A 13,296-nucleotide genomic window follows, 5' to 3' on the forward strand; every position below is an offset into this window, starting at 1 on the left:
GACCGTCGCCTTCCGGAGCATGACGATGAAAACCATAAGCCTCATCAAGTACGGAGACGCCGTGGAAGGAACAAGTTTCCTCGACGTTGAGGAGCCGGGTCAACCCGGGCCGGGCGAGGTTCTGGTCAAGGTCGATTACGCGCCGATCAACTTCAACGATCTGATGGTGCCCTGGGGTATCTACCCGTGGAAGCCGGAACCGCCCGCCGTACTCGGCACGGAAGGCGCGGGAACCGTGTTGCAGCTCGGGCAGGCCGCCACAGGCCTGAACGTCGGTGACCGCGTCATACTCCCTTTCGGGTCGCAGACCTGGAGGGAGCGGCTGGTCGTCAATGCCAGCGACCTCGTGGTCGTCCCTCCCGAAATGTCATCGGAACAAGCTTCAGTCCTCACGATCAACGGTGGCACTGCTTGGATGCTGCTCCATGACTTCGTCGATATGAATCCGGGCGACGGTGTCGTCTTCAGCGCCGCGACCTCAGGTGTCGCGCGATGGCTTATTGCCATCGCAAAATTCCGGGGACTGAAGACGATCGGCCTCGTAAGACGAACAGCGGATATCGAGGTGGTCAGGGCAGCAGGATGCGACTTCGTCTTCGAGACCGGAAGCGACCTGAAGGCGGCGAAGGCTTCGATTGCGGATATTCCGATCCGGCTCGGCCTGGATGTCGTCGGAGGGCCGGTCAGCGGCCAGGTTGCTTCCTTCATCGATTTCAGGGGGCACTTCGTGAGTTACGGAGCGATCAGCAAGGCCCCGATGGAGCTTCCGGTCGGGAACCTGACCTTCAAGGAAATAACCATCCGGGGCTTCTTCGAGGGCTCGGAGGAGAACTTGAAGAAGATCGTTCCGGCACTTCAGGCGCTCCTCAGAATCGATGACGTCGGACGGGTCAAGCAGCCCTTTGCCGGGATTTTCCGCCCGGAGGAGGCGAGAGCCGCTCTGTCCTTGGCGACACAGGGCAGGAGAGTGCTTCTGGATTTCCGTTCCTGATCGTGACCTGAAAAACAACGCGCTAGGAGAACGCCATGAATGAACATGACCCAGTTGTCGCCAGTTTCAAACGCTGGCTTGCCATGCCTGTCGTGACGGCAAGATGCCCGGTACGAGATGTCTTAGACCGTCTTGGCGAGAAGTGGACGACCTTGATGATCATGGCGCTCGCCGACGGCCCGAAGCGTTTCAGCGAACTGCGGCGGGCGGTACCGGATATCTCGAAACATTCGCTGACACTTGCCCTGCGTAACCTTGAGGAAGACGGGATCATCACGCGGCACGTTTTCCCGACCAAGCCCCCGGCTGTGGAGTATCGCCTCGCTCCGCTTGGGACGACAATGCTCGAGCCTCTCGCAGGTATGATATCCTGGGCGGAAAACCACCATACGGAAATCCAGGCCGCGCGGGGGCGCCGCTCCAAAGAACTCCGACGCGAAGTTTGACCTGGCGTAAACGCCAGCCGACCAACCAAACATGCAACTAGATGTGTATATACACAAGAGAAGAGGAACATGACATGACCGGCATACTCAACGGCAAGACGGCTGTGATCACAGGCGGCGGCACCGGCATCGGTTTGGCGACAGCGAAGAAGTTCGTTGATGAAGGCGCATTCGTGTTCATCACGGGCAGGCGGCCGGCCGAACTGGAGGCGGCTGTCGAGGCTCTCGGTCCGAACTCCGTCGCCGTTCAGGCGGACGTCTCAATCAATACGGATCTTGACCGGCTTTATGAAACGGTCAGGGAGCGCCGCGGAAAGATCGACATTCTGTTTGCCAATGCGGCGGTTGCAGAGGGCGCTCCGCTTGGCGCGATCACCGAGGAGCACTTCGACAAGCATTTCGACATCAACGTGCGCGGGTTGGTCTTCACCGTTCAGAAAGCACTTCCACTGCTCGTCGACGGAGCCTCGATCGTATTGACCTCGTCCGTCTCGGCTTTCACCGCGGATCCTGCGCTCAGCATTTACAGTGCCACCAAGGCTGCAATTCGAAGCCTCGCCCGCTGCTGGGTCCTTGATCTCAAAGATCGACATATCCGGGTGAATGCTGTCAGCCCGGGTTCGACGGAGACTCCCGGTCTCGCTGGCCTCGCCGGACCCGACGGCGACACGAAGAGCCGCTACGATTTTCTGGGGAGCCGCATTCCGCTTGGCCGCCTCGGTCGACCGGAGGAAATCGCCAACGCGGTGGCGTTTCTCGCCTCCGACGCGGCAAGTTTCGTCAACGGGGCCGACCTGCAGGTCGATGGCGGCGCCGAACAGATCTGAACAGAAAAACCGGAGTGCGCCAACCAGGTAGCGCTCCGTTCAAGGAGCAATGATGCAGGACGAACTTGAACTCATGGCCGACGCAGACGCGCGTGCGGCCCGATATATCGGATCGGTGCAAACCAGGCGGGTTTTCCCTGACCAGGAAGCACTCGATGGCCTTGGAAGGTTCTCGGAAGACCTCCCGAAAGAAGGCAGGCCCCCGGCGGAGGGGCTGGCGCTTCTGGACGACGCCGGCTCGCCTGCTACGGTGACGAGCAACGGCCCGCGATATTTCGGTTTCGTGGTCGGAGCGGCCTTGCCGGCCGCCGCAGCCGCCGACCGGTTGATCGGGGCCTGGGACCAGGGCGCGACGCTTGCCATGACCTCGCCGGTTTCGGCCAAGGTCGAGGAAGTCGCGGCGCAGTGGATTTTGGAAATACTCGACCTGCCTCGGGAGAGTGCGGTCGGGTTTGGAACCTCTGCTACGGCATGCGGGATCACTTGCCTTGCGGCGGCACGCCGCTCGCTGCTGAAGAAGCATGGCTGGAATCTCGACGAGGACGGACTGATCGGTGCACCCGCGCTCAAGGTTGTCGTCTCCGAAAAGATCCATATCGTCGTCTTGAAGGCTTTGCGCATTCTCGGCTTCGGAAAGAAAGATATCCTGCTTGCTCCGGTGGACGCCTTTGGCAGGGTAGATCCCGCGAGACTGCCTGTCGTGGACGACAAGACGATTGTCTGCCTCCAGGCGGGCGAAGTGAATACCGGCGAATTCGACCCGTTCCCGGAAATTATATCGACCGCCAAGGCCGCAGGCGCTTGGGTCCATGTGGACGGAGCGTTCGGTCTTTGGGCAAGAGCATCCGCCCCAAGCCGCCACCTGACCGAAGGCATCGAGCTGGCCGACAGCTGGACCACCGACGGGCACAAGTGGCTGAACACGCCTTATGACTCCGCCATGGCGATCTGCCGGGACGCCGACGCGCTCGCCGAAGCGATGAACAGCGATGCCATCTATGCGTCCGGATCAAAGAAGGCCCAGAAGAACCTGACACTGGAGTTTTCTCGACGGGCAAGAGGGATTCCGGTCTGGGCCGCTCTGCGGGCACTCGGCCGTACTGGCGTCGCCGAACTGGTCGAGCGACATATTGCGCAGGCCAAGCGCCTCGCTACAGAACTGGAGGCAGCGGGGTTCGAGATACTCAACCGCGTTGCGCTCAACCAGGTCCTGGTCCGGGCATCGAGCGATCAAACGACGAACTGGATCAGAAGCGAGGTCGAGAGATCGGGTGAAGCCTGGTTCGGCGGCACCATCTGGAACGGACGCGCTGCATTCCGGCTCAGTGTGTCCTCCTGGAGGACGACGGACGACGACATCGGCCGCCTCATTGCTCTCCTGATCCGCCTTCAAGGCCAGGCACGGCGTGAAGAGGTATCCCAGTGAGCGAAACGTCTCTGACCGTGCACGACACCAAAGTTGCTGTCATCGTTCGAAGCGATCTGCAAACCTGGCAGAAGCTCAATGTCACAGCCTTTCTGATGAGCGGGATAGGCGCCGCATACGCGGAGATGATCGGTCAAGCCTACTTGGACCGGGATGGCCGCAAGTTCCTGGCGCTGTCCGTCCAACCGGTCATCGTTCTCTCGGCAGACGCGTCGCTCCTTTCGAAAGTACACCAGCGCGCGGTGTCGCGTGACGTCCCGGCCGCTGCCTTTATCGAGGAAATGTTTTCAACGAGCGATGATGTCGCAAACCGTGAGGTCTTTTCCAGATTTGCACTGGAGGATGCAAAGCTAGCCGGCATCGCCGTTCGAGCGGAACGGTCTGTTGTCGACAAGATAACCAAGGGCGCATCTCTACGGCACTAAATGAGTAGGCAAAGTGATTGACCTCAATTGAGGAGAGCACGCCTTGGGCAATCGGGTCGCGGGTCCATATTGGTTCAAGGCGAAAGCATGCTGGTATTCCTCGGTCGTAGCAGAAGATCACCTAAAGAGGGCGTGTCCAGAATTCTATCGCAGCAACCGCAGCAATTGCTCACCCTGCCGCTTGATCTCCTGTAAATACGGAGTGTCGGACAGAATGAAATGCGTGATGCCGAGCTCTCTGTATCTTCTGAGCGACCCGGCGACATCTTCAGCCGAACCGACCAGCCAAGTCGTGCCGGCACCACCGCCACCGAATTTTCCGGGTGCGGTATAGAGATTGTCGTCCAGCACATCGCCTTGCTTGTGCAGATCGAGCAAGCGCTGTTGGCCAACGGCACCAGCCTTGTGATCGTTCCAGCTACCGCTTTTGCCCTCGGCCATCTTCGCAACGCGCGCTTCCGCATCGGACCATGCCTTTTCCCTCGTGTCGCGCACCAGGGTCGTTATCCTTAGTCCAAACTCCAGGGGCGGGAGATCGCGGTCCAAGTCGTTGCTGAGTGTCTTCAAGCGCTCGATCCGCTCCCGTACGCCATCGAGAGGCTCCCCCCAGAACAGCTGCACGTCGGCTTCTGTCGCCGACACTTGTTCGGCCGCCTCTGATGCGCCGCCAAAGTAGATCTTGGGATGACGGCGCCCGCTGCGCACATCAAGCCGTGGCGCAACGGTAGAGCCGGTCACCCGGAAATGCTGGCCGTGGAATGTCACATTCTCCTCGGTCCATAGCCGGCGGATCAGCCGCATGAATTCCTTCGTGCGTGCATAGCGCTGAGTCTGGTCGCCTTCCTCGTCGCCATAGGCGGCGAGGTCGTCCTGCCCGGAGACGATGTTGACGCGAACCCGGCCGCCAGTCAGTTGGTCAAGGGTTGCGGCAGCGGAAGCGAAGTTCGCAGGCCGCCAGTAACCAGGTCGGGCAGCGATCAACGGTTCGAATGTGGTGGTGCGTGCAGCAAGGGCTGCTGCGATCGTAAAGGTGTCGGGGCGGCCCCATCCGGTGCCAATAAGAGCCCCTTTCCACCCATGCTCCTCCAGTGCAATAGCCTGCGCTGTCAACGCTTCCAGACTGTTGTGATTTTCGGCGGCAGCATCGCCTCTATGGCCCGCCTTGACGTCGTTTGGAATGTACCACAGGAATTCGGAGTTATTGGTCATGGTTGTACCTGGATCGTTCGGATCGGATCGTGGAAAGTCGCAAAATGATCAGGCCGTAACACGGTTTCGCAACCGGCCTTCATCAAGCAGGATTTTGACCGTCCGCGCGGCGTTGGTACGCATTTCGACGGCAGCGTGGTCGGAATAAAAAGCGTTGTGGGGCGTGATGACAAGCCGCCCGGCAAGCCAGTCCTCACGATCTCGCCACGCGGACAAGAGGGGATGGTGGCCCGGCGGCTCCTGTGTCAGCGTGTCGATCGCCGCTGCCGCAAGATGGCCGCTGCGCAGAGCCGCTTCGAGTGCGTCGAGGTCCTCTAGCAATTCTCCGCGTGCGGTGTTGACGAGGATTGCCCCTGGTTTCAGCCGTGCAAGACCGTCGGCATCCAGCATGCCACGGCTTTCGGGCGTTGCCGGACAATGCAGTGTGACGATGTCCGACTGGGCAAGAATATCGTCAAGGCGGTCCACACGCTCATAACCGACAGCCTTCTCATGGCCGGGCGGCTGACCTGGATCGTAACCGAGGATCCGGAAACCGAACGGCTTCAGGCGGTTGACGACCGCCGTACCGATATATTTTTCCTGTGTCATTGTCGTTTGCCAGCCATACTATCGCGTCATGCCCCATTTCAGGATCGTGTGTCGTTCCAGCTGCCGGAACAGGACATTCTCGATGAGGAGGCCCAGCAGGATGACCGTCATCAGGCCGGCGAACACTCGGTCGGTGTAGAGCTCGTTGCGGTTCTGGAAAATGTACCAGCCCAGCCCGCCGCGGCCCGAGGACGCGCCGAAGACGAGTTCCGCGGCAATCAATGTCCGCCACGCGAAGGCCCAGCCGATCTTGAGGCCCGCGATGATCGACGGCAGTGCTGCCGGCACAAGAATAAGGAAGACGTAGCGCAATCCGCGCAGGCCATAATTGCGGCCCGTCATGCGCAGGGTCTCTGGTACACTGGTGAAGCCCGTATACATGTTGAGAGCAAGCGGCCAGAGCACCGAATGGATCAGCACGAAAATCAGACTTCCCTGGCCGAGCCCGAACCACAGAAGCCCGAGAGGCAGGAGAGCGATCGGAGGCAAAGGATTGAGCATGGAGGTCAAGGTCGACAGGAAATCGCGACCGAGTTGGCTGGATACCGCAAGCGACGTCAGGACGAAGGCAAGAACGACCCCCGCGACATAACCTTTCAGCAGAACATCGATGGAATTGCCTGCCCGGCCAGGCAAAACCCCATTGGCGATATCCTCGAAGAAGGCTTGAAGTGTTTCCGTGAATGACGGCAGGAGAAGGTCATTGCCCTGAATTCTTGCGACAATCTCCCACAAGGTTGCGAGAAGGATCAGGATAAGAGCTTTACGTAGCCATGCCTGCTGCCAGAGCCGCCGCGACAGCGACACGCGCCGTTCGATGGAGCTTCCGGCGATCGGCTCAGGCATCAGCTCGTATTCAGGTCTAATCGGCGGCGTCGGCCGTATACCAGGCCCAGCGGTAGCAGCGTCACGCATGATCGATTTCCGTTGCAATGGGCGCCTCGTCGAACAGAAGGCGATGAATGCGGGTTGCGGCGGACTGAAACTCAGGACTTCCGCCGCTTTGCAGGTCCCATTCATGGCTGTTGATTTCGGCACGCATGCGGCCCGGATGCGGAGACAACAGTGCGATCCGATTTCCGACGACCAAAGCCTCTTCGATGGAATGGGTGACGAAGAGCAGGGTGAAGCGCACTTCTTCCCACAGTGCCAGGAGTTCTTCCTGCATCTTGCGTCGGGTCAGCGCATCAAGCGCTGCAAAGGGCTCATCCATCAGCAGGACACGTGGCTCCATCGCAAGGGCCCGTGCGATTGCAACACGTTGCTTCATGCCTCCTGACAAGGCGTTCGGATAGGCCCCGGCAAAACGAGATAATCCCACCTTTTCCAGATAATAGTCAGCTCTTTCGAGAGCCTCCTTTCGGCCAAGGCGACCGGAGACCCGCACAGGGAACGCCACGTTCTCGCGAATGGTCTTCCAGGGCGGCAACTGGTCGAATTCCTGAAACACCACCACGCGATCCGGGCCCGGCCCGGTGACCGGGCGACCATCAAGCAGGATTTGTCCTTCGGCAGGCGCAAGGAAACCGCCGACGGCTTTCAACAGGGTGGATTTGCCGCAGCCGGAAGCGCCGAGCAGGATGAAGCGATCCGCTTCCCAGACGTCGAAGCAGACATTCTGGGTCGCGCGTACGATCCGTCCGGGTGCCGCGTACTCCAGCGTGACACCCTTTACCGATAGAAGCGGCGCTTGCGTTGAACCAGCAGCGCGGCTGAAGGGTTTGGTAGATGTGCCGTCCATACTCTCTCCACAAAACGCTCTGCGCGGCCTCGGAGGGCCGCGCTACTGCATGATCAGGTTGGCCCGATGAGTGCTTAGCTGCCGTTGTCGCCCTGCGCCTCCGGGAAGAAATAATCCTTCCACGAGCTAGCCTCGTTTTTCAAAACGCCGATCTTGTAGAGCTCCGAAGCGTAGATGAAGGTGTTCTTCGGCACGATCGAGAAATCATTCTCCGGATCATTGAGGATATCGAGAACAAGTTTCGGTGGGAGCTTCGATTTCTGCTCCCGGATGAAGGTGTCAGCGGCTTCTGCCTTGTGCGTGCTGATCCAATCCGCGGCATCACGCAGTGCTGCATAGAACGCAGCATAGGTCTTGGGATTCTTGTCGTGGAAAGCGGTGGTGGCGTAGAGGACGTTGAACGTCGCCGGACCACCAAGAATATCATAGGAGCTGATGACCTTGTGAACTGCCTTGTTGCCCTGCAGCGCCTGATAATAAAAGGGTGCGGAGGAGAAGTGCGAGTTCACTTCCGTTCCGCCGGAAATCAGTGCCGCGGTCGCGTCCGGATGCGGCAGGCTGATGGTGATATCGTCTAGCTTCTGAAACTTGTCCTTGCCGAATACCTTCGCAGCTTCGATCTGAAGCGTGCGGGACTGAAAGCCGACGCCGGCCGCAGGCACCGCGATCCGATCGTTGGGCCCAAAGTCATTCAAAGAATGGATATTGGGATTGGTCGTCAGGAGGTAGTTGGGCTGGGCGCCGAGCGCTGCGACCATTTTGACGTCCTGGCGCCCCTTTGTCCGATCCCAGGTGGTGAGCGCCGGCGGCACGCCGGCAGCTGCGATATCGAGATTGTCGGAAAGAAGAGCTTCGTTCATTGCCGTTGCACCGGACACCGTTGCCCATTCAACCGTTATGTCGAGACCGGCCTCCTTGCCATGTTTCTCGATGAGCTTCTGATCGCGAATGACATCGAGCGTCAGGTAGGAGATCCCGAACTGCTGAGCGATGCGGATCTTGCCCTCGGCCGCAGCTTCCCCGGGCACCAGCATGGCGATGAGACCGAATGAAGCCGCGATTGGGAATAACGCGTTAGGCCAATTGAGATGGCGGCGGCTTTTTGAAAATTGACGCTGCGGCATGCGTGTTCCTGTATTAGGCGTTGCGGTGTCGAAAAGCTATGCATGCACAGCTCTTCACGCATTCCTCCGGAAGAGGAGGCGCGTGAGATCAGTCGAGGGTATTAATCTCGATTAAATCGATCAACATGCTCGCGTTCCGTTTTCAGGCGCGCGTTGAGATCAAAATCCTTCGAAAGCCGCTATTTTCGGAAATTAATCAGTGCTTGTCGGTAGCCTGTCGGGTGGCAAATTGCCGATCCCTGCGTTTGCGAGCGCCTTTGTGTTGGAGCGTTTCATTCGGCCGCGACACGATTGGCCTCGCTGATCGGCAAGAAGGTGCGATGGCAGACGTAAGCATCGCCGTGACGCGAGGTCAATCAAAAGAGGCGTCGCAATCGGCCCATGCCGGCTCTCCTCTCACGCGGCTTGTGGCGCCACATTTGCGCGCCGCATCTCCTCGTCGTCGATTAGAACTCATCGTTCAGGCTATAGCGATCTGCACCGCAACCACGGATACAACATCGTCGTCGGTTCGATGCTGGCAGCGCGTCAGGCGACGTTGCTCAATTTGCCCGAATTGAAATCGACCAGGAGAATGGCGATCTCGTAACCGCGCCGTTGCAGCCAGTGGGCTACGATGCGCGCGCGGGCGCCGATGAGGTCATCGATGAGCACCACACGTGCGCCTCTGACCGCGATTGTACGATAGGCAACGCCGAGCAACTGGCCACCTTCGGACGACAGGGTACCTTCAAGGTGGCCATTTTCGAATTCCTCCGGCGTCCTGACATCGAGCAGGTAGGTGGTCCGATCGGGATCGGCAGCCCAGGCTTTCGCCGTCGAGACATCGATTTCGGGGAAGCGGTCGGCGCTGCTCAAGACTGCGATCTGCCGGCGGGCAAATTCGACGGCCGCATCGCTTGCTTCTCCGTAGGTGCGGGTCCTGCCGGTTTCCAGGCTAAGGCCTGCCGCGGTCCAGGCCTTGGTGCCGTCATGGAGATAGGAGACCTTGTTTGGAATCTTGGCGTCGATCAGTGTCTGCGCCCCGAGGATGGCGCGCGGCAGCCCGGCGCAGGAGACGACGATCTGCGTCGTTTCGGACGGTACGACGTCCTTGAAGCGCAAGACCAGTTCCGCTCCTGGCACGCTGACCGCACCCGGCACATGCTCGCGTGCAAACTCGGCTACCGTACGCGTGTCGATGACAAGGACATCTTCGCCTGCGTCACGCAACCTTTGCAACGTTTCGACCAAGGTGACCGGCGTGCCCCTCTCGTCCTTGACCGCAAGCGTAAAGTCGACGCCGGGCGTATCGAATGTCGGCAGGGCTCCGTCTGCGCCGTCCGCTATCCAGGCAGGAATGCCGCCGTCGAGTGCGAAGATATTCACCCATCCGGCTGCAGCGAGGTCCTCGACAAGGCGCTCGGCCGTTCCATCGCCGTCATCGGCGAGTACGGTGCGCACGAGCTTGCGCGGCACGAAGCGCGAAAGCTCGCCCACTACTCTTTCGGCCGGGAGGTTTGTGGCGAAAAGCGGCGAGGCGTAGCCGACGACATCGGGCGCGCGTATGTCGAGAACGGCAAGCTCGTTTCCATCTGCAAGCCAATCTTTGAATGTCTCGCGGGAAATCGTCTTCTGGCTCATCGTCCGTCTCCTTGTTCGCTATCGGTGATCAGCCAAGACTAACGGCCTCGGGAATTCGTTTCGAAGTCGGTCGATCCGGACGGGAACCAAATCCGGAAAAGCAATTTCATAATATATAAAATCTATAGAGTTTATTTTCTTATCAGCGTTTGCGCCCTTCCTTAGGCTCACCCATCATGAATGACGTCACGCCAATCGACGCAGGCTGCTGCCGATTGGCCAGGAGGGATGAACAATGAGATTTGACCATATCGATAGGCTGATCCGCCATGCGGGGCTTGCCATCGCCTTTTCAGTTTCGTTCGCTACCGCATCGCTGGCGCAGACTACGCCGGATCTGAGCGACCTGGCCCTGACGGTCGGTACACCCAACAAGACAGGCCTGCATCGTCAGCTGATTGCAGCAAACGAGATCGAAAACCTTCCCTACAAGATCAAATGGGCCGATTTCGATTCAACGCCGCCACTCGTCGAGGCGCTTCGCGCCGGTCATGTCGATATCGCAGCCGGCGGGGACACCGGTGTCCTTGCGGCGATCGCCAATGGCGTCAAGGTCACGATCCTTGCCGGCACCTGGGAACGCAAGGAGAGCGGCAGCGCCATTCTCGTGCGTGGCGATTCACCGCTGAAAGACGTAGCCGATCTCAAGGGGCACAAGGTTGCCTTGCCCTATTTCACCAAGCAGCACTACCAGTTTGCCAAGGCGCTTGAGCAGGCCGGCGTGCAGTTCGACAACAAGCTGATCCTCAACCTGAACACCACCGATGGTCTGTCGGCACTGGTCAATTCTCAGGTCGATGCCTTTGTCGTCTGGGATCCCAATACCGCGATCGCCCAGCAGCAGCACGGCGCGCGCATCCTCAAGTCCTTGAGCAAGGTGATCGATACGGCAGGCGTTCTTTATGCCCCGACCTCTTCTGTCGAGGATCCAGCGCGCAAGGCCGCACTCGAGGACCTGACGCGCCGTATCATTCGGGCGCAGGCCTGGGTCAACGCCCATCCGCAGGAATGGGCCGAGCAGGTGGCCAAGCTGTCGCAGATCTCGCCGGATGCCGCCAACCTGCAGGCCAGCCGCTCACGGGTGGAATACGTTCCGGCGACGGACGCCGACGTCCTTGCCGGCTGGCAGCAGGAGATCGCCTATTTCCATGCTGGAGGGCAGTTCAAGCGTGACTTCAAGGTCGACGACTATGTCATCAAGGATTTCGACGACTTGATCCGCGACGAGAACAAGAAACTCGCAAAGACCAACTGATGGCGACGGTGACAAGCTTCTCCGAAGCACGACTGGCTGCGTCCTCGGTCGACGCAGCCGATCCTGAATGGGATGTTGGCGATCTTGAGCGTATCGTTCCGCTCGGCAGAAGAAACAACAATCGCATGCCGCGCGGTCTTGGCAAGAGCCTAGGCCCTGCGGCATTGCTCACCCTGTGGTGGCTTTCCACGCGCTATGGCCTGATTTCCGAAGATCTGTTTCCCGGCCCGGCCACGCTATGGGCAACTCTGCTTGATATGATTGCGAGCGGCGAGCTTGCCGAAGCGCTTCTGCTGTCGCTCCAACGTGTTGTCATCGGCTTTGGTTTCGGCTTTGTCGTCGGCGTCAGCCTTGCCGTCCTCTCCGGCCTTCTGCGTATCGGCGAAGATCTTATCAATGCGCCGATGCAGATGGCACGCACGCTTCCCTGGGCCGGTCTCGTGCCGCTCCTGATCATCTGGCTCGGCATAGACGAGACGCCGAAGATCACGCTCGTCGCCTTTGCCGTGACCTTTCCGCTCTACATCAATACGTTTGCCGGCATCCGCAACGTCGACAAGACCCTGGTCGAGGCTGCGCGCACGCTGTCTTTCGGTCGTGCAGCGCTGATCTTCCAGGTCATCCTGCCTGGCGCGCTGCCGAACCTGCTTGTCGGCCTGCGCTATTCGCTCGGATCGGCATGGCTGGCGCTGGTCTTTGCTGAAACTGTCAATGCCCAGGGCGGCCTCGGCTATCTGATCACCCATGCGCGCGAAGTTTATCGCGTCGATATCATCATCCTGTGTCTCATCATCTATGCGCTTCTCGGCCTTTGTGCGGACCTCGTCGTCCGGCTCCTGGAGCGGGTTCTTCTCAGGTGGCGCCAAAACTTCGACGGAGCATGAACATGTCCCTTTCCGGCTCGGTCCAGGCAGGTCTTTCTGTCAGCGTGCGCGGTCTTGTCCGCCGCTTCGGGCAGCGCAACGTCATCGACCGTCTTGATCTCGACATCAGACGGGGCGAGTTCGTCGCCCTGCTCGGGGCGAGCGGCTGCGGCAAGAGCACGCTTTTGCGGATTCTTGCCGATCTCGATCACGACATCGAGGGCGACGTTTTCGTCTCGCCGCGTCGCGGGGTGGCCTTCCAGTCGCCGCGCCTGTTTCCCTGGAAGCGGGTCTGGAGCAATGTCGTCGCCGGTCTTCCACGCGGCGCCGATCGCGTAAGGGCAAATGCGGCGCTAGACGAGGTGGGACTGACCCATCGCGGCGATGCCTGGCCGAAGGATCTCTCGGGCGGCGAAGCACAGCGCGCATCGCTGGCGCGCGCTCTCGTTCGCAACCCTGATCTTCTCCTGCTTGATGAGCCGTTCGGGGCACTCGATGCGCTGACGCGGCTCAAGGCGCAGGCGCTCGTCGCCGACCTCTGGCAGAAACATCGCCAGGCCGTGCTGCTCGTCACCCACGATGTCGAAGAGGCGCTGCTGCTTGCCGACAGGGTGCTGGTGATGCGTGACGGTGTGGTGGCCCATGAGGCAAGGATCGACCTGCCGCGCCCACGCTCGACCGGCAGTGCCGGCTTCAACCGTCTGCGCACCCAGCTGCTCGACTGGCTCGGCGTGAGCGAGCCGGCTGCACCGGCAAAACAGAGCAATCATTGACA

14 protein-coding genes are annotated in these 13,296 nt (G+C 60.0%); 8 read left to right on the forward strand and 6 right to left on the reverse strand.

Annotated features, from left to right (window positions below; all coding sequences use genetic code 11):
* The first annotated feature begins 25 nt into the window (after positions 1 to 25).
* The 5 genes from FHT93_RS21295 (at position 26) to FHT93_RS21315 (ending at position 4,115) form a co-directional block, all read left to right on the forward strand.
* Positions 26 to 991, forward strand: coding sequence for a 2-enoyl thioester reductase domain-containing protein (locus FHT93_RS21295; protein WP_183849295.1), 966 nt, complete (start codon positions 26 to 28; stop codon positions 989 to 991).
* A gap of 83 nt (positions 992 to 1,074) precedes the next feature.
* Positions 1,075 to 1,437, forward strand: a complete 363-nt coding sequence (locus tag FHT93_RS21300) for a helix-turn-helix domain-containing protein (protein WP_246781700.1) — start codon at positions 1,075 to 1,077, stop codon at positions 1,435 to 1,437.
* Positions 1,438 to 1,511: 74 nt separating this feature from the next.
* The gene (locus tag FHT93_RS21305; RefSeq protein ID WP_183849299.1) at positions 1,512 to 2,264 is read left to right on the forward strand and encodes a glucose 1-dehydrogenase; all 753 of its coding nucleotides are present in this window, start codon (positions 1,512 to 1,514) and stop codon (positions 2,262 to 2,264) included.
* Positions 2,265 to 2,316: 52 nt separating this feature from the next.
* A complete protein-coding gene (locus FHT93_RS21310; RefSeq protein ID WP_210299359.1) occupies positions 2,317 to 3,690 on the forward strand; it encodes an aminotransferase class V-fold PLP-dependent enzyme in 1,374 nt (457 codons plus the stop codon).
* Between the two features lie 17 nt (positions 3,691 to 3,707).
* Positions 3,708 to 4,115 (forward strand): DUF2000 family protein, encoded by a 408-nt coding sequence (locus tag FHT93_RS21315; RefSeq protein WP_183849425.1) that lies wholly within the window; start codon positions 3,708 to 3,710, stop codon positions 4,113 to 4,115.
* 144 nt (positions 4,116 to 4,259) lie between these two features.
* Here FHT93_RS21315 and FHT93_RS21320 read toward each other — a convergent pair whose 3' ends face one another.
* The 6 genes from FHT93_RS21320 to FHT93_RS21345 all read right to left on the reverse strand — a co-directional run bounded on the left by FHT93_RS21320 (position 4,260) and on the right by FHT93_RS21345 (position 10,403).
* The gene (locus FHT93_RS21320) at positions 4,260 to 5,324 is read right to left on the reverse strand and encodes an LLM class flavin-dependent oxidoreductase (RefSeq protein ID WP_183849303.1); all 1,065 of its coding nucleotides are present in this window, start codon (positions 5,322 to 5,324) and stop codon (positions 4,260 to 4,262) included.
* Between the two features lie 48 nt (positions 5,325 to 5,372).
* The gene (locus tag FHT93_RS21325) at positions 5,373 to 5,915 is read right to left on the reverse strand and encodes an NAD(P)-dependent oxidoreductase (protein WP_246781672.1); all 543 of its coding nucleotides are present in this window, start codon (positions 5,913 to 5,915) and stop codon (positions 5,373 to 5,375) included.
* A gap of 18 nt (positions 5,916 to 5,933) precedes the next feature.
* Positions 5,934 to 6,830 carry an ABC transporter permease gene (locus FHT93_RS21330; protein WP_183849305.1) on the reverse strand — a complete coding sequence of 299 codons (897 nt, stop codon included), beginning with the start codon at positions 6,828 to 6,830 and terminating at the stop codon, positions 5,934 to 5,936.
* On the reverse strand, positions 6,823 to 7,656 hold the full coding sequence (locus FHT93_RS21335) for an ABC transporter ATP-binding protein (protein WP_183849307.1): 834 nt from the start codon (positions 7,654 to 7,656) through the stop codon (positions 6,823 to 6,825). The genes FHT93_RS21330 and FHT93_RS21335 overlap by 8 nt, the downstream gene beginning before the upstream one ends.
* A 74-nt stretch (positions 7,657 to 7,730) precedes the next feature.
* Positions 7,731 to 8,690 carry an ABC transporter substrate-binding protein gene (locus FHT93_RS21340; protein WP_246781673.1) on the reverse strand — a complete coding sequence of 320 codons (960 nt, stop codon included), beginning with the start codon at positions 8,688 to 8,690 and terminating at the stop codon, positions 7,731 to 7,733.
* 618 nt (positions 8,691 to 9,308) lie between these two features.
* The gene (locus FHT93_RS21345) at positions 9,309 to 10,403 is read right to left on the reverse strand and encodes a rhodanese-like domain-containing protein (RefSeq protein ID WP_183849311.1); all 1,095 of its coding nucleotides are present in this window, start codon (positions 10,401 to 10,403) and stop codon (positions 9,309 to 9,311) included.
* A gap of 235 nt (positions 10,404 to 10,638) precedes the next feature.
* Here FHT93_RS21345 and FHT93_RS21350 point away from each other — a divergent pair, with 235 nt between their 5' ends.
* The 3 genes from FHT93_RS21350 to FHT93_RS21360 are packed head-to-tail and all read left to right on the forward strand — an operon-like array spanning position 10,639 to position 13,294.
* Entirely contained in the window at positions 10,639 to 11,658 is a 1,020-nt protein-coding gene (locus tag FHT93_RS21350; RefSeq protein WP_183849313.1) for an ABC transporter substrate-binding protein, read from the forward strand.
* Entirely contained in the window at positions 11,658 to 12,542 is an 885-nt protein-coding gene (locus tag FHT93_RS21355; protein WP_183849315.1) for an ABC transporter permease, read from the forward strand. The genes FHT93_RS21350 and FHT93_RS21355 overlap by 1 nt, the downstream gene beginning before the upstream one ends.
* Complete coding sequence (locus FHT93_RS21360; protein ID WP_183849317.1) at positions 12,539 to 13,294, forward strand: ABC transporter ATP-binding protein; 756 nt, start codon at positions 12,539 to 12,541, stop codon at positions 13,292 to 13,294. Before FHT93_RS21355 ends, FHT93_RS21360 begins: the two co-directional genes overlap by 4 nt.
* Positions 13,295 to 13,296: the final 2 nt, after the last annotated feature.

The organism is Rhizobium sp. BK379, from assembly GCF_014193955.1.
Lineage (GTDB): Bacteria > Pseudomonadota > Alphaproteobacteria > Rhizobiales > Rhizobiaceae > Rhizobium.

Excerpts from the sequence above, each read along its gene's own strand:
- FHT93_RS21295 (WP_183849295.1), top strand. The coding sequence starts at position 26 with ATGAAAACCATAAGCCTCATCAAGTACGGAGACGCCGTGGAAGGAACA.
- FHT93_RS21300 (WP_246781700.1), top strand. The coding sequence starts at position 1,075 with ATGCCTGTCGTGACGGCAAGATGCCCGGTACGAGATGTCTTAGACCGT.
- FHT93_RS21305 (WP_183849299.1), top strand. The coding sequence starts at position 1,512 with ATGACCGGCATACTCAACGGCAAGACGGCTGTGATCACAGGCGGCGGC.
- FHT93_RS21310 (WP_210299359.1), top strand. The coding sequence starts at position 2,317 with ATGCAGGACGAACTTGAACTCATGGCCGACGCAGACGCGCGTGCGGCC.
- FHT93_RS21320 (WP_183849303.1), bottom strand. The coding sequence starts at position 5,324 with ATGACCAATAACTCCGAATTCCTGTGGTACATTCCAAACGACGTCAAG.
- FHT93_RS21325 (WP_246781672.1), bottom strand. The coding sequence starts at position 5,915 with ATGACACAGGAAAAATATATCGGTACGGCGGTCGTCAACCGCCTGAAG.
- FHT93_RS21330 (WP_183849305.1), bottom strand. The coding sequence starts at position 6,830 with ATGCGTGACGCTGCTACCGCTGGGCCTGGTATACGGCCGACGCCGCCG.
- FHT93_RS21335 (WP_183849307.1), bottom strand. The coding sequence starts at position 7,656 with ATGGACGGCACATCTACCAAACCCTTCAGCCGCGCTGCTGGTTCAACG.
- FHT93_RS21340 (WP_246781673.1), bottom strand. The coding sequence starts at position 8,690 with ATGCTGGTGCCCGGGGAAGCTGCGGCCGAGGGCAAGATCCGCATCGCT.
- FHT93_RS21345 (WP_183849311.1), bottom strand. The coding sequence starts at position 10,403 with ATGAGCCAGAAGACGATTTCCCGCGAGACATTCAAAGATTGGCTTGCA.
- FHT93_RS21350 (WP_183849313.1), top strand. The coding sequence starts at position 10,639 with ATGAGATTTGACCATATCGATAGGCTGATCCGCCATGCGGGGCTTGCC.
- FHT93_RS21355 (WP_183849315.1), top strand. The coding sequence starts at position 11,658 with ATGGCGACGGTGACAAGCTTCTCCGAAGCACGACTGGCTGCGTCCTCG.
- FHT93_RS21360 (WP_183849317.1), top strand. The coding sequence starts at position 12,539 with ATGAACATGTCCCTTTCCGGCTCGGTCCAGGCAGGTCTTTCTGTCAGC.